Below are 19,935 nucleotides of genomic sequence, written 5' to 3' on the forward strand. Positions count from 1 at the left end.
GGATTTATCTTTGGTTCTTCTTCTAATTCTAGCTTTGATTCTTCTTCTGGATTTATCTTTGGTTCTTCTTCTAATTCTAGATTTGATTCTTCTTCTGGATTTATCTTTGGTTCTTCTTCTAATTCCAGCTTTGATTCTTCTGCATTTTTAAAATTGTTTTCTTCTTTAGATTTATTAGAAATTTTCCTTACCTCCAACTGTTCATCATTCATATTATCATCTATCGAACTATCTTTGCTTATATTCCCTATATATTGTTCTTCTGATATTTCCTTTTTCTTCTTCAAATTACGATTTATAAATGCAATTGTTATTAACCCAATGGATAATCCAGGAATAGTAGCCAAAGCTACTAAAAACCAAATATTAGGAAATAATTCATAGAGGGATAACTTTGATTTTCCCCCACTTTCAATAAAATTGTTATATTTTTCATGCAATAATGTTTCTAATTTTTCACTCAACTCGTGCTTTAGTAGATTTATTTCATCTTGAAGGTCGCTTACTATCAAACCCATCTGATGATTCTTTTCCTCTAAGGACAAAAAGCTACCTTGTAATTGAAAAAGATTAATTGGTATCTTTTCTTTAACCTCCCTTTTTTCTTCTTCCTCATAAGGAATATCTACTTTCTTTTCTTCAGCATTATTGAATACAATATCGCGAGGTATATCTTTTATAGTACTATTAATTTTAGGTGTGATTCTTAATGACTTAACATAATTTTTATGTATTTCTTTATGCAATGCGATAATTCTAGTTGCTTCTTGATTTGACACATCACGAATTTGTTCTAATGAAGGGATTCGAATAGTACTACCAAAGCGTAACTTATGAATATTTCTATTTTCAAACATATCAGGGTTTAGCTGGTAAAGAGCCAATACAGTTTGTTGAATAGTTACATTAGAAGAAGGACGAACTTTAGTTGCTATGCTCCATAAAGTATCTAATTCAGTCGTTGGACCATAAAATATAGATTGACTGAAACTGGCACTCGAATGAGAATAAGATTCTGCTTCATTGTCAGGACCTGTAATATTGATGCTCTTCGAATGAACTGTGGAGATATAGATGATATCTATGAAAGCTAAGAGCAATAGAACATGCTTTAAAAGTTGACACATATGTAAGTCCAAAAACCATTTGCTTAATAAAAAAATGAAATGAGATTCTCGTATTAAAAATACAAGATTATGAAATTCACAAAAGAACTTACGAGTTTAGATTTAGAGTTTAAAAAAGTCGAAGAATTACTATTAGTTTCAACTATTTGAGTGGCATTCATTACTATTATATCTCCAAGGATAATTATAACCAGTTAAACCGTTATAAATGGATATATTCTAACATGCTAAAACTTACCACGATTATAAAAACTGAAAGCTCTAAAATAAACAGTTTTATATTAAAGATGATTATACTCACATATAAGACAATTTATTACGCATTAATGAAACTAACCAAAGACTCTTATGTATATTCATGGAATAAAGAAAAGGAATATTGCATTTGAGAAACATGATGAAGAAAAACCACTACTCATCATGCATTTAAATATAACTTATTTGTTTCGATTTTTTGAAAAACCTTAAACTATTTCTAAATTCTAAATATATCTTTTTTTAGAAAAAGATTGCCTTTATTTGCTTAAAAAAAACTAAATAAAAAATTCTTAACAAAAGTACTAAAACTAAATTTAAACTCTCATTCTGATATTAAATTTACTTAACTCGGAAGCCCAAATCAGCTAATGGTTGCAAATTACATCCAATACTACCGGTTATACTAACTGAACTATACTCCCGCCTATCTAAATATTTCTTACGCATCTCATCAAATGAAACTGTTCTACAAAACTCTCTACGGAATAATAGATCAGCTTGATGCATATTACAAACAAACTGAGTTAAATTATGCAATATTATTTCGTTCCAAGAAGTATTCAATCGAATCCTTGATATAGGAGAACCTGATAATAACTCATGAGATTCTACATGAAAATTTCTATCAAGAAACTTAGCAAATCTATTAAAAATCATGCTAGTACCTCGAGCACTTCCTTCTAGAGTATAACCAGCAATATGAGGAGTAGCAAATGCCAATAAAGACAATAATTGCTCATCAATATATGGTTCAAACTCAAAAACATCAAGCGCAGCAATAAAACCATCTTTTCTTAGTAGTCTTTTTTTTAAAGCAGAATTATCAATAATTGCTCCTCTTGCTGTATTAATCAATATTTGATCACTACGAAATTTACTAAGTATTACATCATTAATCAAATGATATGTTGGATATTTTCCACCTACAGTTATTGGTATATGCAGCGTGATTATATCAGAGCGTTCTAAAAGCTCTTCAAGCATAACTAATCTACGTTGATCACCTTGTTCTTGTTTTATTGGATCATTCATCAAAATCTTAACAGCAATGCTATCTAATGAATGAGCCAAATACGAACCAATTCGACCTGCACCAACAATACCTATTGTCTTATCAAAAATAGAAAAACCATACTGTTGCGATAAAAACATTAAAAGATTAAAAACATACTCTGCAACACCTACTTTATTACAACCAAATGCAGCAGTAAAAAATATTCCTTTCTCCTTAAGTAACTGTTGATCTACATGATCTACACCTGAAGTTGCAGTTCCAATAAACTTTAATTTATTGATTTTTTTTAGCAATACTTTATCAACTTTAGTAATAGAACGAATCATTAATGCATCAATATCCACCAGGTCCTCTGCAGTTAAGCTTCTTCCCGGTTTTAAAATCACTTCACCTAACTGACTAAATAATTGTCTAGCATAAGGCATTCCTTCATCAATGAGGATTTTCATAATATCTTTTTTACTTGATATTCTTTAATTAAAATCATATCACATAGGAAGTAATTGCAACAATATCGAAAAAATAACAAAATCTACAAGGTCAACTTATCATCGTAACTAATTAGATTAACGAATATTTTTTGTTTATAATTATTTCTTTGGTGAGTTATTAAGTTTAGTTTGCTATGCTTTATCTCTTAGTTTTCTTTCTTGTCAATTGTTGCTAGCATCAAACTAGAAGAGGATATATAAAAAACAAATTTATTTCAAAATATCTAATTTATCAGTTTTAACTATAAGGGAGAAAGTGCAATGAGAAATACACTTATACTCAAAACCTATCGAAAACATGTTGAGTCTCGTGCTAAACAAGGAATAGTACCTAAACCTTTAGATGCCAAACAAGTTGATGCACTCATTACACTATTAAAAAATCCCCCTCATGGTGAAGAGGAATTCATTCTTGATTTATTAGAAAATAGAGTTCCTCCAGGTGTAGATGAAGCTGCCTATGTTAAAGCTGCCTTTCTTTCAGCTATCATAAAAGGTGAAGTTAGTTCTCCAATTATAAGCAAATCAAAAGCAGCTAAGCTTCTAGGCACAATGCAAGGTGGTTATAATATTCAGCCATTAATTAGTTTGTTAGAACATAATACTCTAGCACCTATTGCTGCTAAAGAATTATCTCAAACGATACTTATATTTGATGCTTTCTATGACATAGAAGAAAAAGCAAAATCAGGAAACAAATTTGCACAGAAAATTTTACACTCTTGGGCTAATGCAGAATGGTTCCTATCCAAACCTAAATTACAAAAAAAAGTTACCCTCACTATATTTAAGGTATCAGGAGAAACAAATACTGATGATTTATCACCAGCTCAAGATGCTTGGTCGCGTCCTGATATACCTCTTCATGCATTATCTATGCTAAAAAATAGCCGTGAAGGAATTAAACCAGATCAAGAAGGTGTTATTGGTCCTATTAAACAAATTAACTTATTAAAAAAAAAAGGTTATCAACTAGTTTATGTAGGTGATGTTGTCGGTACTGGTTCATCACGTAAATCTGCAACTAACTCAATATTGTGGTTTATGGGAAATGATATTCCAAATATACCGAATAAGCGTTCAGGAGGTTATGTATTTGCTGGAAAAATAGCACCAATATTTTTTAATACAATGAAAGACTCTGGTGCATTGCCAATTGAACTTGATGTGAATAAACTAAACATGGGTGATATAATTGATATTTATCCATTTGAAGGTAAAATCTATGACCATATTAGTAATAGATTACTAACAAATTTTCATCTAAAAACAGATACACTCATTGATGAGGTACGTGCGGGAGGACGCATCCCATTAATTATTGGTCGTAGTTTAACTAATAAAGCACGTCAAGCCCTTAGAATGAAAGCTTCAGAAATATTTCATTATCCTGTCAAGTCAGAAAATATAAGAAAAGGTTATACCCTTGCTCAAAAAATAGTTGGAAAAGCATGTAATGTAGATGGTATTTATCCAGGCACTTACTGTGAACCTAAAATGACAACAGTAGGTTCTCAAGATACTACCGGCCCTATGACTCGTGATGAATTAAAAGATCTTGCTTGTCTCGGTTTTTCTTCAGACCTTGTTATGCAGTCTTTTTGTCATACTTCAGCTTATCCAAAACCAGTAGACTTAGAAACACATCATACATTACCAGATTTTATTATGAATCGTGCTGGTGTTTCTTTGCGCCCAGGAGATGGAGTGATTCATTCTTGGTTAAATCGAATGCTTTTACCTGATACTGTAGGTACAGGGGGTGATTCACATACTCGTTTTCCACTAGGAATTTCTTTTCCTGCCGGTTCAGGTTTGGTTGCATTTGCAGCTGCAACTGGTGTAATGCCACTTGATATGCCTGAATCTATTAGAGTACGTTTTCAAGGGGAAATGCAACCAGGAATTACATTACGTGATTTAGTACATTCTATTCCATACTATGCTATTAAAGAAGGACTTCTCACTGTAACAAAAACAGGAAAAATTAATCAATTTTCTGGACGTATATTGGAGATAGAAGGTCTGGAGCATTTATCTGTTGAACAAGCGTTTGAGCTTTCTGATGCTTCTGCTGAGCGTTCATGTGCAGGTTGTACAATTCAATTATCTCGAAAATCTGTTCAGGAGTATCTACATTCTAATATAGTAATGATAAAATGGATGATCTCAGAAAATTATGCTGATCGTCGTACCTTAGAACGTCGTGCTATTGCAATGCAAAAATGGTTGGATAAACCAAAACTGATGACTGCTGATAATAATGCTCAGTATGCATATACCATTGAAATCAATTTATCTGAGATTTATGAGCCTATTCTTTGTGTACCAAATGACCCTGACGATGCTCGACTGTTATCTGATGTTCAAGGCATAAAAATTAATGAAGTATTTATTGGTTCTTGCATGACTAATATTGGACATTTTCGTGCAGCAGGGAAATTACTAGAAAAATTTAATGCCCAGTTAAATACCCGCTTATGGGTTGCACCACCAACAAAGATGGATAGAGATCAATTAATAGAAGAGGGTTATTATGGAATTTTTGGCCACTCTGGTGCGAGAATAGAAACTCCAGGATGTTCATTATGTATGGGAAATCAAGCCCGTGTAGCTGATAATGCAACAGTGGTGTCTACTTCAACACGGAACTTTCCAAACCGTCTTGGAAAAGGTGCGAACGTATACTTAGCCTCTGCTGAACTTGCAGCCATTTCAGCAATTCTTGGATACATTCCAACTAAGAAAGAATATCAAAAATATATGAACCAAATTGATGCAACTGCATCTGATACTTATCGTTACTTAAATTTTCACAGAATGAGAACTTATAAAAACAAATCTGATAAAATTATTTTTCAAGAAAAAATCTAATTACTATGTTTAATTCAAATAATTTCCAAAAATTACCAGATATATGACTAAAAAGCACTATAAACAAAATAATCACCCTGTATTTACACTAAAAATCATTACGCATACAAATCATAATATTTCTCAAAAAGAAATTAACCGCAATGCATTAAAAGTATTACAACGCCTTCTAAATGCAGGTTTTGAAGTATATCTCGTTGGTGGTAGTGTACGAGATTTATTACTTAAAAAAAAACCAAAGGACTTTGATATTACTACTAATGCAACTCCTGAACAGGTCAAACATCTTTTTAAAAATTGTCGTTTAATTGGTCGACGTTTTCGTTTAGCTCATATTATATTTGGTCGAGAGATTATCGAAGTAGCTACTTTTCGAGGACATCATAAGAACTTAAAAAAAAATATATCTATGCAATCAAAAAAAGGAATATTATTGCGAGATAATGTCTATGGAAAAATCCATGAAGATGTAGAACGCCGTGATTTCACTATTAATGCTATGTATTATAATATCAAGGATTATAGCATTCATGATTATTTTGGTGGTATTTCAGATCTGAAAAATAAGGTAATTCGTTTAATTGGTAACCCTAAAATCCGTTATCGTGAAGATCCTGTTCGTATTTTGCGTGCTATTCGTTTTTCAGTAAAACTAAACTTTCATATTGAAAAAGATACTGCACAACCGATACAAGAGCTAAGTTATTTACTCAAAGAAGTTCCTGCAGCTCGTTTATATGAAGAATCATTAAAACTTCTTCAGTCTGGATATGGGTTAAAAACGTATCACTTAATGCGTCAATATAATTTATTTCAACAATTATTTCCAATAACATCTAGCTATTTTACTAAAGATTATTCTTCCTATACAGAAAAAATGCTTAGTTTAGTTCTCAACTCTACTGACCTTCGTATTGAAGCTGGGAAACGTATAAATCCTGCTTTTATGTTTGTTGCTATATTGTGGTATCCTCTTAATATTCTTGCTGATGAATTGGCAAAAAAAAATAAATTAGCTTATTATGATGCGATAATAGAAGCAGGTAATGTGATTTTACATGAACAAGCAAAAACCATCGCTATTCCTCGACGCCATACAGAAACAATTCGTGAAATCTGGCAATTACAACTTTGTCTACCTAGGCGGCGTGGTAACCAGGCGTTTCGTTTAATGGAATTAAACAAATTCCGGGCTAGCTTCGATTTTTTGGAAATGCGTGGTGTTATTGAGGGAAAAGAAATAGAAGAACTATCTAAGTGGTGGTTAATATTCCAAAATGCTGGTAGTAATATTCAGGAAAGTATGATTTCTCATTTTTGAGAATTATATATCAAATTCTACACATCAGTGAATAACTTTTCAAAGGTTAAAGGAGAAACAATGTCTATTGCATATATTTCTATAGGTAGTAATCTTTCTAAACCAATAAATCAAGTAAATAATGCTATAGAAACATTAAAAAACCTACCAAAATCAAAATTTCTAAACGCATCTATGCTATATAATAGTAGTCCAATGGGGAGTAATAATCAACCAAATTACGTTAATGCTGCTATTGCTATAGATACTAAATTAACACCATTTGAACTATTAGATTGTACAAAAAAAATTGAACAACATTATGGACGTGTTCGTAAAAATATGGAACGTTGGCAACCAAGAACACTTGATTTAGATATCATTCTTTTTGGGAATGATGTAATTAATTCTAAACACTTAACCATTCCACATTATGGAATGAAAGAACGTGAATTTGTCCTTTATCCAATTATAGAAATAGCACCAAACCTACAACTCCCTGATGGAATTAAGCTAAAGAGTTTACTGAAAAACCTCGATTCAACACGACTCAAATATTTATCAATTATAAAAATATAATAATAAATCCTATTTAAAAAATTACTTTTTCTGACGACTTATCCTTATATTTTATACTGTTCAATTCTTAAAAAAATTAATAATACGGATACTAAAAATATGGAAGTGTATACAGATATCTACAAATTTCGCAAGGTTATCAAACAATTAAAATATCAAAATCGTAGCATCGCATTAGTGCCTACAATGGGGAATATACATCGAGCTCACTTTGAACTTATCCGAAATGGTCGCAAGCATGCAGATATAGTTATTGTTAGCATTTTTGTCAATCCTATGCAATTCGAACGAACAGATGATTTTAAGAATTACCCTCGTACATTAGAAGATGATTTAAAGAAACTTAATAGTGAAAAAGTTAATCTAGTATTTACCCCAACATTACATACTATTTATCCATCTGGAATAGATAAACACACCTTTGTAAAAGTACCTGGTATAAGTGATATATTGGAAGGTGCTTTACGTCCTGGTCATTTTCTTGGTGTTACTACCGTTGTAAACAAATTATTTAACATTGTTCAACCCGATATTGCTTGCTTTGGACAAAAAGACTTTCAACAATTAGCAATTATTCAAAAAATGACTACTGACCTTTCTATGGATATTAGAATTATTAGCATACCAACAGTGCGCGAAGCAAATGGTTTAGCAATAAGTTCACGCAATTGTTTACTTACTGAAACCCAAACTCAATGTGCACCAGTGTTAGCTAATACAATGCGCTGGATTGCTACTCTTATACGTAATGGTCGTAACGACTATCATTCTATAATTAAAAATGCGAACACTAAATTACAAGCAAATGGTTTGAAACCAACTGAAATTTTCATCTGTGATGCAACCACATTTCAAACAATAACAAAGCAGACTACTAAAGCTGTAATATTAATGTCTGCTTTTTTAGGGAGAATCCGATTAATTGACAATCAAATAGTTAATTTATTGAACTAGACTTTATAAAGTAACTATGATTCCTGAATCATATTGAAGAAATGCTTATTTGATTGGGCTTCAATACATTGTCCATTTATTTGTTTACTTTGATTGGACATTAAATATAAGTATAATGACATAATATTCTTTGGTTTTTTTAATAATTCAGGATCTTCTAAAGGAAATGCTTTTGCACGCATTTTAGTACGAATTCTACCAGGATTTATTGCATTTACGCGGATTGTAGTATTACTTAATTCATCTGCTAAAATTTGCATCATACCTTCTGTAGCAAATTTTGATATTGAATAGGAACCCCAAAAGGCACGTCCCTTACAACCTACACTTGAAGATGTAAAAATAATACTTGCATCGGTAGATTTATAAAGCAAAGGTAAAGCCGCTTGTGTCAGTAATAATTGAGATTTAACATTGATTTTCATAACCTCATCATAAATATTTTCGGTTATGTCTAAAAATGGCCCTAATTTTCCAAGCACACTTGCATTATTTAGAAGACCATCTAAACGACCAAATTTTTTCTTAGTTATTTTAATTATATCAAGATAATTCTGTTTAGATGCTTCTTTCATATCTAATGGAAACAGTATAATTCTGGTCTTGCCTAACAACTTTATTTCATTATAAGTTTTTTTTAATTTTGTAAGAGTGCGACCAAGCAAAATGACAGAAGCTCCATGTTTTGCAAAACTAAGAGCAGCCTGTTTACCAATTCCATCACCAGCACCAGTAACCAAAATTACTTTATCTTTAAGTGCATTTACAGATATAGAGTAATTCATTATTAACATTTAAATTATTTTTAGGTTTTACTTTAAGTTTACGTATTAAGGCGGTTACAATACGATTCAACTAGCCAAAATTGAGGATAAAACATTGGAATTTCTATTAAACTATAGCTTATTCTTAACTAAAATCATAACTATCGCTGTCATAATTTTTACTATTTTGCTTATAATTAAGGGAATGAATAACAAAAAAAATATAATGAAAGGGGAATTAGAAATTACTGACCTAACCGAACAATATAAACAAACTATCGAGCAACTAGAATCCCATCTTCATGATGAAATATTTATAAAAACTCGAAATAAAGTAAATAAGCAAAAAGAAAAAGAACAAGCTAAATTACTTAAGAAAAAAATAAAACAAAATACTAAAGAAAGGTGTTTTGATTTAAAACATGAAGCTCATTTATTTGTACTTGATTTTAATGGGAGTATTGATGCTAAGGAAGTTGATTCGTTACGAGAAGAAGTAACAGCTATTTTAGCTGTAGCACAAAAAGGTGACGAAGTATTACTGAAATTAGAAACTAATGGAGGAACTATACCAGGATACGGTTTAGCATCTTCTCAACTAAATCGAATTAAATCTTTTGGTCTACCTTTAACAATCTCAGTAGATAAAGTGGCAGCAAGCGGCGGTTATATGATGGCTTGCATTGCAGATAAAATTGTTTCAGCACCATTTTCTATTGTAGGTTCTATTGGTGTAATTGCTCAATTACCAAATTTTAATAAACTTCTCAAAAAGCATAATATTGAATTTGAAGAATTAACTGCTGGTGAATATAAACGTACACTAACAATGTTTGGGAAAAATAATGAAAAAGCACGTAAAAAACTTAAAGAAGAACTAGAAGAAATGCACGTTCTATTTAAAAAATTTATCCATAAGAATCGCCCTGAATTAGATTTAGAAAAAGTGGCTACTGGAGAACATTGGTTTGGAATACAAGCAAAAGAGTTAGGCTTAGTTGATGAAATACAAACATCTGATGATTTAGTAACTAATGCTTGCAAAAATAAAACTGTATTACTAATACAGTTTACGAAGAAAAAAAGGTTTACAGATAAGCTTGCTAATATAACAGGAAAACTAGTGAATAGTGTCTTAACTCAATTAATAAACCGAAAACAAAACCCTATGATATAATTAATTTAAGTTTAAGCACCTCATTTCATTCTTTTTCTTTGGATATGGATAGGTGCTTGTTTTTAGCAAAAAATTCAATTGAAGAAAAAATCAAGCCTAAACTCAAACCTAAAAGGTGCGCTTCAACAGCTATATGAGCACCAATAATCCGACTAATTAATTCAGAAGCACCATAAATATACTCTAAAATTCCTTTAATAACTGAAAAAGAAACTAAAAACAATCCCTCCAAACAATTCCTAAAAGTTTTTTTTAACGAAAAATATCCAAATAATCCATGCAAAAGACCAGAAAGACCAAAATAGGTAGTCATACTAGTAAAAAAAATCAAACAAATGCCAATGGCTATGGACATTAGAAATACTAAAACAAATAATGAACTAACAAATAATGAACTAAATTCTTCTTTAAAGAGTCTATGGATTACCAATAAACCAAGCAGGTTCATCCCTAGATGAAAATAGTTGCTATGAATAAAATGTCCGGTTAAAATCCTCCACCATTGGCCAAAGAAAATATGAGAGCGATTCCAAATAAAAACAGAGTGTAATGACTCAAATTGCAATCCTAAACATAAAATACCAAAAAATAATAGAAAAAAAGAAGAACTTTTGTGCACAAAAATATTAAATGTAAACCATTAAAAAATGTTAAAAGACGTAGTTAGTGCTAGATTACTCATAATAGTATTCTTGCCAAATGTATATTCCATGTATTGACAACCAAATGAAATAGGAGTTTCTCTAACACGATACTCTACTCCAATACCATACATTAAATCACGAGACATAGAATCTCCTTGTTTCCAAGAATGAAGACCGCCCTTTGCAAACACTTGTACAGGGCCAAAATTTAGACTTGGTCTAAGCGCTACATACGTCGAATAGATTTTTTCTTTAACATTATTTATTAAGGTAACTTTACCATGTTGAATATAACCCCCTTCTACCCCAAAAAAAGGAAGAATTCCAGTACCAACATAGGCCTCATATATTGGACCTTTCTGAGAAAGATGAAGTGTGTTTGCATTGCGATCTTCAACAAAAGCTTGACCAACTCCAATTCCTCCATAAATCCAAGAATCTGCAAAAGCTGATGATGTAGATAGAACTGCCGATGTTAATGTTAATGCTAATATTTTTTTCATAAATACCTCGAATATCTACTTAAATTTTAAATATAAATCTATTGCTTTCCTAACTTTTTTCTCTGATACTGAGGAAGCTGTTCCTAGATGTTGCGCGAAATAACTGACACGTAATTCTTCGAGCATCCAGCGTACTTTTTTAAGGTTATCGGAAATATCTATACTACTCGATATACTGTTTAATGTTTTTTTATGTTCCTTAGTAAGTAGTTCTAGCTTACTCATGTAAAAATTGTCCTTTTCTGGATTAATTTTTAATTTTTCTATTCGGACTTTAATTGCTTGAACATAACGTAAGATATCAGGTAACTTACGCCAACCATGTTTTGTTAAAAAACCATTGAAGATTAAACCATCTAATTGATTTTTAATATCTAAAAAAGCGAGTGAATTAATAAAGTTAGAATCTTTTTTCAATGTTTCATTAATACTAAAAACACATCCAAGAATGCTTTCAGCTTGCTCAGCAATAAAAATAAATGTATCGCTTGACTTAATTCTAATGTAATTGATAATTGATTGGAAATCTAAAGCATTCCAAACTAAACCACCCTTTTCTTCAACCAGTTTATTAATTGTACAATTGATACAATCATCAACAATATAAAAAACCTCTCCATAAGATCTAAAGTATATACCTAATTTAAATTTATTCGGTAGATTCACGCTATGCTTTTTAAGTAAAGTAGATAAAGTTAGTAAAATCAAACGAAGTTGACCAGATTTCATTACTAAAGACTGTTTTTTTTGTGTTTCAAATAACCTAATTTCAACACTATCTTGGTTATCTACCAATGCAGGATAGGCTTTCACTATAAAATCTGAATGCTTTTTTTGAAAAACTGTTGGAAATGTATTAAAATTCCAAGTATAAAGTTTTTTTTTCTGAAAATTATTCATAAACACCTTAGATAAAAGGTTTTGAATTTCTCCTGTTAAATTTTCTTTTAAATTACAAAGATCTTTACTTACTTTTAATCTGATGTTTTTATCATCTAAAACGCAAAATTTTATTTTCAAATATTCTGGTATTTTTTTAAAATTCCAATCGTGATGTGATACCTGAATACCGATACATTTTAAATCTCTTTCTAAAGCTTCAAGTATTGTATGCTGCCCTGGTATTACTCGAACTAAAAAGTCATCGATATAGTTTGATATTGGAAAAAGATTTTGACGTAAATGCTTAGGTAGTGTTTTAATTAAGCTTGATATTAGCTCGCGCCTAAAACCTGGAATTTGCCAATCAAAACCTTCTGATTTGACTTGATTAAGAATAAATAGCGGTATATTTACCGTAATACCATCATCATCTTCACCCGGATTAAATTTATAACTTAATTTAAAACTTAAATCATTTTGATGCCAAACATTAGGATAATCAGAAGCAATAAAGTCGCTTCTATCATTTCTAAACAACATTTGCTTTTTAAACTGGAGTAACTCACTATTATTTTTAATTGTTTTTTTCCACCAATCACTAAAGTGACGACCAGAAACAACTTCTTTTGCTACTCGTTGATCATAAAATTTAAATAACTGTGCATCACTAAGTAAAATATCACGACGACGTAATTTATGTTCAAGCGCTTCTATTTCTTGTCGAAGTTTCAAATTTTGTTTTAAGAATGTATGCTCAGCTTTCCAATTACCATCTACAAGTGCATTACGTAAAAAAATCTCACGACTCAACGATAAATCTATAGCACTATAATCAACTGGATTTCTAGATAGAATTGTTAACCCATAAAGCACTACTTTCTCATAGGCCATAGCAACTTCGCCTTCTTTTGACCAATACGGTTCACTATAACTACGCCTAACTAGATGTTTTGCAATTTCTATAATCCATTTAGGCTGAATTTTAGCAACTATACGTCCCCAAAGTTTTGATGTTTCAAACAATTCAGCAGAGACAACCCATTTAGGTTGTCTCTTAAATATGGAAGATGCTGGAAAAATAGAAAATCTTATTTTTCTAACACCTTGATATTCATTTTTACTTCTATCCCTAATACCAATATATGATAAAAATCCAACCAAAATAGAACGATGTATATTAGAATAACTACTTACTTCATCATTTAGTTTGAAATTTAACTTAATCATAATCTGCTGAAGTTTTAAGTATATATTTTGCCACTCTTGAACAAGAGAATAATTAATAAAGTTTTGTTTACATTGCTGACGAAATTGAGTGTTAGTTAATAATTTTTTTTGCTTCTGAATGTACTTCCACAAATTTATAAAAACTAAAAAATCGGAATCCTTATGAAGGAATCGACTATGCTTAACTTCAGATAATTTTTTTTGATCTAAAGGATATTCACGGGGATCTTGAGTGGATAATGCAGAGACAATAATCATTACTTCTTTTAAACATGCATTCTTTGCAGCCTCTAACATTATACGAGCTAAACGCAGTTCGATTGGCAACTTGAGTAATTGATGACCGACTGAAGTAAGAAGTATTTCTACATTACTATTATTCCATTTATTAGAACTGTTTTTCGATTTAATTGCACCAAGCTCTTCAAGTAATTGAATACCATCTCGAATATTCCGCTTATCTGGAAGTTCAATAAATGGAAATTCTTGAATATTTCCAAGATCTAATGCGACCATGCGGAGAATAACCGATGCTAAACTACTACGTAAAATTTCAGGAGTATTAAACTTTGAACGTAACTTAAAATTTTCCTCAGAATACAAACGAATGCAAATTCCATTTTCAATACGCCCGCAACGACCTTTTCGCTGATTTGCACTAGACTGAGATATTAATTCAACATGTAGACGATGAATTTTTCTGCGATAACTATAGCGTCTTACCCGCGCTGTACCTGGATCAATTACGTACTTGATCCCTGGTACAGTTAAAGATGTTTCGGCAATATTAGTAGCTAATACAATGCGACGACATTGATATAATCGAAAAACATTACTTTGTTCATTTATAGATAAACGTGCATATAAAGATAAAATCTTAATGTTATCTAAATTACGCCGAGCAAGCGCATTAGCAGTATCATGAATTTCACGTTCACCACTTAGAAAAATAAGGATATCGCCTTTCTTTTGACTATTACAAATCTCCTCTACAATTTCACAAATTGATTCCAGTTGTTTATTTTCGACGTTATTATTAGTACAAAGTGGACGATACTCTATTTCTACAGGATAAGTTGAACCTGATACTTCAATAATTGGCGCATTACTAAAATACGCAGAAAATCGCTCTACATCAATAGTTGCTGAGGTGACAATTATTCTTAATTCAGAACGGGTTAGGATCAGTTTTTTTAAATAACCAAGAATAAAATCAATATTTAAACTTCGTTCATGTGCTTCATCAATGATCACAGCATCATATTGATTTAAAAACCGATCATGTTGAATTTCAGCTAAAAACATACCATCCGTCATTAATTTAACTAAAGTATATTGAGAAATTTTTTCGCTAAATCGAACTTTATAACCAACAGCTTCACCAAGTTTAGTTCCCATTTCTTCTGAAATTCGCTTTGCTACTGATTGAGCTGCTATACGACGTGGTTGAGTATGAGCAATTGAACCAAATTTCCCATAACCTAATTCTAGAAAGATTTTAGGCAATTGGGTCGTTTTACCAGAACCAGGTTCACCTGAGATAATAACCACCTGATTTGATTTAATTGCTTTTGCAATATCATTTTTTTTTTGACTAACTGGTAATATTGCTGGGTAATTTATCGTTAAATTTATTCCAGTTCTTCGTTCAGCTTTAATATTTGACAGAGAAATATCAAGAGCTATTTTATTTAATACTTTATTACGTAATGTCTTTTGTCTGATTTTGCTTGCATCACTAATACGGTTAATTAAATCAAGCCGATCACATAGCATACACTGAGACAATACATTGCGTAATAAACCTTTTGCATCTATATCTAGCACTTTCCCTACCATCTTCTTTAGAAATAAATAGATTTAAAATATAGTTATCAATAACAGAAATAACATGTTAAACACTGGAATTAACCTAACTCTAATTTAGTATGTTATTATTACACTCAATTACACTGGCTAAGCTCCCATTCAGAATAAAGTAATAAATATCTAAGTAAGATTTTCTAACTGAAACGTGGACCAAATCGGTGCATGATCAGATGGCTTATTAATACCCCTAATCTCATAATCAATTCCAGAATCAATACATTTTATCGCTAATGAAGAAGTAGCTAAAATTGCATCTATGCGTAATCCTCTATTTTCATCAAAACCATGAGAGCGATAATCAAACCAAGAATATTTGCCTGTCTCTTCAGGGTATAATTTACGAAATGTATCCTCGAATCCCCAATTTAAAACTGTTTTGAACCACTCTCGTTCTTCTGGTTGAAATGAACATTTACCAGTCTTTAACCAACGTTTACGATTTTTTTCACCAATACCAATATCAACATCCATATAACTGATATTAATATCTCCTAAAATAATCAAGGATTCTTCATTGTTATGATAAACATTCAAGTAGCTCATCAAATCTTCAAAAAACTTACGTTTATAAGAATATTTAATTATGTTTGCGATATTATCTCCCTGAGGGAAATAACCATTTAAAATGGTTATTTCCCTATTTTTAGAATTTTTAAAGGTTGCTATAATCATGCGTTTTTGATGTTCTTTACTATCAGTAGGAAATCCTTTCCGAACTGATATGGGTTGACTTTTAGATAAAGTAGCAACACCATAATGACCTTTTTGCCCATGAAAACAAACTGTATATCCCATGGATTCAATATCATTTTTAGGAAAGGCTTGATTATCTACTTTAATTTCCTGCAGTCCAATAATATCTGGTTGATGTTTATCAATAATCGCTTGCAGCTCATGAAATCTAGCTCTCAATCCATTGATATTAAAGCTGACAATTTTCATCATATTTAATCCCTTAATTAAAATTTTTAATATATAGATGCACAATAAATTTAATATGTCTGTATTATTTAAATTAGAAATATTTTTTACAACCAGTAGTAAAGTTAAATAAATATTCATTTTTTGGGTAAAATAAATCCAAAACAATTTGGAAATTTTTTAACATCAACATCATCTTAGTAGAATCTAAAACCAACTTAGATATACAATATAAGAAATTTTATCGAACTATTTAATGGGAAACAACATGTACATGAGCACTGATGAAGTTCGTAAAACCTTCCTTAAATTCTTTGAAAAAAAAGGACATAAAATTATAGATAGTTCCTCATTAGTTCCAGATAATGACTCAACTTTATTATTTACTAATGCAGGTATGAATCAATTTAAAAATTATTTCTTAGGTCTAGAAATATCTCCATATACAAGAGCAACGACAGCTCAACGTTGCGTACGTGCTGGAGGTAAACATAACGATCTAGAAAATGTAGGATTTACAGCTCGTCATCATACTTTTTTTGAAATGTTAGGAAATTTTAGCTTTGGAGACTATTTCAAGGAAGAAGCAATTTCTTATGCATGGGAATTTTTAACAAAAATTTTAAAACTTCCTAAAAATCGATTACTTGTTACTACCTACGCAATAGATCATGAAACATTTGACATATGGAATAAAAAAATAGGCATACCTGAAAATTGTATTATTCGAATTGGTGACAAAAAAACTAACACCCTATATGAATCAGATAATTTCTGGCAAATGGGAGATACTGGTCCTTGTGGTCCTTGCACTGAAATTTTTTACGATCATGGCCCAAATGTTTCAGGTGGTTTTCCTGGCACACCTGAACAGAATGGAGACCGTTTTGTTGAGATCTGGAATAATGTCTTTATGCAATTTAATCGTTGTAAAAATGGAACTATGCAATCACTACCTAAACCTTCTGTTGATACTGGTATGGGAATTGAACGCATTTCTGCTATTATGCAAGGAGTCCAATCGAATTACGAAATTGATATTTTTCAAACACTGATTAAATCTACTGCTAAGATATTAAAATGTAATGATTTATCTAATTATTCATTACGCGTTATTTCTGATCATATTCGTTCTGCTTCATTCCTAATTCTTGATGGAGTAATCCCATCAAATGAAGGACGCGGTTACCTTCTAAGAAGAATTATTCGTCGTGCAGCTTGTCATGGTAATAAATTAGGTGTAGCAACTCCATTTCTTTATAAGTTAGTGCTTACATTATCAAATGTAATGAGTGGAATGACTACTAATCTAAAAAAACAACGTATTATTGTTGAAAAAACACTACGATCGGAAGAAGAAAACTTTACTCATACCTTGGAACGTGGAATGAGTATTCTAAATAGAACATTAAATAATATTAATGGACATATACTGGAAGGAGAAACAGTATTTAAACTTTATGATACTTATGGGTTCCCGATTGATTTAACAGAAGATATTGCAAAAGAACGCCAAGTTAATATTGATAAAGAAGGTTTTGAAAAAGCAATGAAAGAACAACGAAAACGTGCTAGGAAAGCATCCATGTTTCAAACTCCTTATAACAACAATATTAAATCTTATGTCAAAACGACATTTTGCGGCTATGAAACAACATATAGTAATACCTCAATAGTTGCTATATTTTTAGGAGATAAAGAAATTGAGGTACTATCTACTAAAGATGAAGCAATTATTATTCTAGAAAAAACTCCATTTTATGCAGAGTCAGGCGGTCAATGCGGTGATTCAGGTATATTAGAAAGCACATCTGGCATGTTTGATGTAAAAGATACAAAAAAACAGGGAGATATTATTATACATCACGGAACTTTATGTAATGGTACATTGAATAAACATGATAAAGTAAAAACAAAAATAAATGTTCAACGAAGAAATACAATTGCTTTAAACCATTCAGCAACACATTTATTGCATGCTACGCTACGAATGGTATTGGGTAATAATGTTGTTCAAAAAGGCTCATTAATAAAACCAAACAATCTACGTTTTGATTTTTCTTACCCTAAAGCATTAACTTATTCTCAATTAAAAGAAATTGAACGAACAATAAACATACAAATACGTGCTAATCATCTAATTAAAACAAATATTATGGATATTGAAACCGCTAAACATAAGGGTGCCATAGCTTTATTTCATGAAAAATATAATAAAAAAGTCCGTGTACTATCTATGGGAAATTTTTCAATTGAATTATGTGGTGGAATTCATACAAAGAATACAGGTGATATTGGATTATTTAAAATTATTTCTGAAAGTGGTATTTCGTCAGGCATTCGTCGTATTGAAGCAGTAACAGGCGAAGAAGCCTTAAATACTACTGAACACCAATATATGGCACTTAAAAATAAAATTAGCAAAAGCATAAATAAAACAAAAAATCTTGAAAAAGAAATACAACGACTACAATCTAAAATAGCTGCAATGATAACTGATAATTTAATCAGAGAAGTAAAAGAAATTTTTGGTGTTAAGGTGCTAATTGCAACACTTGAAGATATAGATAGTACAAATTTAAAATATGTAGTTAATAATGTTAAAAATAAGATTGGAAGTAGTATTATTCTTCTAGCAAATATAACGAGTAAAAATATTATATTTATTTCCAGTGTTACAGAAGATATAACTTCGAAAATTACAGCTAATGAGCTAATTAATATAGTCGTCAAAAAAGTAGGAGGTAAAGGAGGAGGAAATTCTAATATGGCTCAGGGAGGAGGAGGAACTGATATACTAGCCTTACCAAAAGTTTTACGAACTATACAAATATGGTTAGAAACAAAACTATAGCCTTTAAAATATCTCTATATTGCATATAATAGGCCTAAAAATAAACAATTGTGATTTATAACTCAGTAGTTATAAAACTCTAAATTATGCTCATTTTAAACGTAATGATTTTATTCTTATTGTTATTAATTTATAAAATGAGTAAGCTCAAGTTAAAATAAAAAAAAGTAATACGATTGATTTTTTAAAAACAACTTTAAATCTAAGAAATTATACTACGCATATTACATATGAAATCTATGTATGTATTCACCAAAAATTTTAATTAACTCAATTATTACATTGTCTTAACTCACGAAACTAAGCATTTTTTTTAAAAAAACCAGATCTTGTTCACAAAAAACTGAATAACTATAAACTTCTATTTTATAGATTCAATAATAATATATATTACTGTAAAATCCATGTTTTAAAGTTTTAAAATCTAAAAATAATATTTATTAGATTTTTTTTAGGATAAAACCCTAACTTAAAATATTTTTTTTTTTTTAGTATA

General features: G+C 30.6%; 12 protein-coding genes and 1 pseudogene. 6 read left to right on the forward strand and 7 right to left on the reverse strand.

Translation table 11 applies throughout. From position 1 onward, the window contains the following. Both CF66_RS03305 and CF66_RS03310 read right to left on the reverse strand, forming a co-directional pair. A partial coding sequence (locus tag CF66_RS03305; RefSeq protein WP_034411648.1) for a FimV/HubP family polar landmark protein occupies nucleotides 1-1,127 on the reverse strand: 1,127 nt, incomplete at its 3' end. 597 nt (nucleotides 1,128-1,724) lie between these two features. Beyond that, nucleotides 1,725-2,849, reverse strand: a complete 1,125-nt coding sequence (locus tag CF66_RS03310) for a 4-phosphoerythronate dehydrogenase (protein ID WP_034411650.1) — start codon at nucleotides 2,847-2,849, stop codon at nucleotides 1,725-1,727. Nucleotides 2,850-3,167: 318 nt separating this feature from the next. On the opposite strand from CF66_RS03310, the gene acnB reads away from it, so the two are divergent. The 4 genes and pseudogenes from acnB (at nucleotide 3,168) to panC (ending at nucleotide 8,598) form a co-directional block, all read left to right on the forward strand. After that, complete coding sequence (acnB, locus tag CF66_RS03315; protein ID WP_034411656.1) at nucleotides 3,168-5,765, forward strand: bifunctional aconitate hydratase 2/2-methylisocitrate dehydratase; 2,598 nt, start codon at nucleotides 3,168-3,170, stop codon at nucleotides 5,763-5,765. A gap of 43 nt (nucleotides 5,766-5,808) precedes the next feature. Continuing rightward, nucleotides 5,809-7,071 (forward strand): annotated as a pseudogene (gene pcnB / locus CF66_RS03320) (polynucleotide adenylyltransferase PcnB); the annotation flags it as partial. 75 nt (nucleotides 7,072-7,146) lie between these two features. Further along, on the forward strand, nucleotides 7,147-7,644 hold the full coding sequence (folK, locus tag CF66_RS03325) for a 2-amino-4-hydroxy-6-hydroxymethyldihydropteridine diphosphokinase (RefSeq protein ID WP_016504077.1): 498 nt from the start codon (nucleotides 7,147-7,149) through the stop codon (nucleotides 7,642-7,644). A 99-nt stretch (nucleotides 7,645-7,743) separates the two neighbouring features. Beyond that, nucleotides 7,744-8,598 (forward strand): pantoate--beta-alanine ligase, encoded by an 855-nt coding sequence (gene panC / locus CF66_RS03330; protein WP_016504078.1) that lies wholly within the window; start codon nucleotides 7,744-7,746, stop codon nucleotides 8,596-8,598. Nucleotides 8,599-8,612: 14 nt separating this feature from the next. On the opposite strand, the gene CF66_RS03335 is transcribed toward panC, so the two are convergent. Next, on the reverse strand, nucleotides 8,613-9,383 hold the full coding sequence (locus CF66_RS03335; protein WP_051348150.1) for a YciK family oxidoreductase: 771 nt from the start codon (nucleotides 9,381-9,383) through the stop codon (nucleotides 8,613-8,615). A gap of 94 nt (nucleotides 9,384-9,477) precedes the next feature. Between CF66_RS03335 and sohB the strand changes: the two genes are divergently transcribed. Next, nucleotides 9,478-10,539, forward strand: coding sequence for a protease SohB (gene sohB / locus CF66_RS03340; RefSeq protein WP_016504080.1), 1,062 nt, complete (start codon nucleotides 9,478-9,480; stop codon nucleotides 10,537-10,539). Between the two features lie 25 nt (nucleotides 10,540-10,564). Here sohB and rrtA read toward each other — a convergent pair whose 3' ends face one another. The 4 genes from rrtA to xthA form a co-directional block, all read right to left on the reverse strand. Continuing rightward, nucleotides 10,565-11,104 carry a rhombosortase gene (gene rrtA / locus CF66_RS03345; RefSeq protein WP_241761348.1) on the reverse strand — a complete coding sequence of 180 codons (540 nt, stop codon included), beginning with the start codon at nucleotides 11,102-11,104 and terminating at the stop codon, nucleotides 10,565-10,567. A gap of 75 nt (nucleotides 11,105-11,179) precedes the next feature. Beyond that, nucleotides 11,180-11,686, reverse strand: coding sequence for an outer membrane beta-barrel protein (locus tag CF66_RS03350; RefSeq protein WP_016504082.1), 507 nt, complete (start codon nucleotides 11,684-11,686; stop codon nucleotides 11,180-11,182). A gap of 15 nt (nucleotides 11,687-11,701) precedes the next feature. Next, a complete protein-coding gene (gene hrpA, locus CF66_RS03355) occupies nucleotides 11,702-15,634 on the reverse strand; it encodes an ATP-dependent RNA helicase HrpA (RefSeq protein WP_016504083.1) in 3,933 nt (1,310 codons plus the stop codon). A 150-nt stretch (nucleotides 15,635-15,784) separates the two neighbouring features. Next, nucleotides 15,785-16,606 (reverse strand): exodeoxyribonuclease III, encoded by an 822-nt coding sequence (gene xthA / locus CF66_RS03360; protein ID WP_016504084.1) that lies wholly within the window; start codon nucleotides 16,604-16,606, stop codon nucleotides 15,785-15,787. Nucleotides 16,607-16,853: 247 nt separating this feature from the next. Here xthA and alaS point away from each other — a divergent pair, with 247 nt between their 5' ends. After that, a complete protein-coding gene (gene alaS, locus CF66_RS03365) occupies nucleotides 16,854-19,439 on the forward strand; it encodes an alanine--tRNA ligase (RefSeq protein WP_034411654.1) in 2,586 nt (861 codons plus the stop codon). Nucleotides 19,440-19,935: the final 496 nt, after the last annotated feature.

Source organism: Candidatus Photodesmus anomalopis (genome assembly GCF_000731785.2).
GTDB classification, from domain to species: Bacteria; Pseudomonadota; Gammaproteobacteria; order Enterobacterales; family Vibrionaceae; genus Vibrio; species Vibrio anomalopis.

Coding starts and splice junctions, on each gene's coding strand:
- CF66_RS03335 (WP_051348150.1), bottom strand. CDS start 9,383: ATGAATTACTCTATATCTGTAAATGCACTTAAAGATAAAGTAATTTTG.
- alaS (WP_034411654.1), top strand. CDS start 16,854: ATGTACATGAGCACTGATGAAGTTCGTAAAACCTTCCTTAAATTCTTT.
- folK (WP_016504077.1), top strand. CDS start 7,147: ATGTCTATTGCATATATTTCTATAGGTAGTAATCTTTCTAAACCAATA.
- hrpA (WP_016504083.1), bottom strand. CDS start 15,634: ATGGTAGGGAAAGTGCTAGATATAGATGCAAAAGGTTTATTACGCAAT.
- xthA (WP_016504084.1), bottom strand. CDS start 16,606: ATGAAAATTGTCAGCTTTAATATCAATGGATTGAGAGCTAGATTTCAT.
- CF66_RS03310 (WP_034411650.1), bottom strand. CDS start 2,849: ATGAAAATCCTCATTGATGAAGGAATGCCTTATGCTAGACAATTATTT.
- panC (WP_016504078.1), top strand. CDS start 7,744: ATGGAAGTGTATACAGATATCTACAAATTTCGCAAGGTTATCAAACAA.
- CF66_RS03350 (WP_016504082.1), bottom strand. CDS start 11,686: ATGAAAAAAATATTAGCATTAACATTAACATCGGCAGTTCTATCTACA.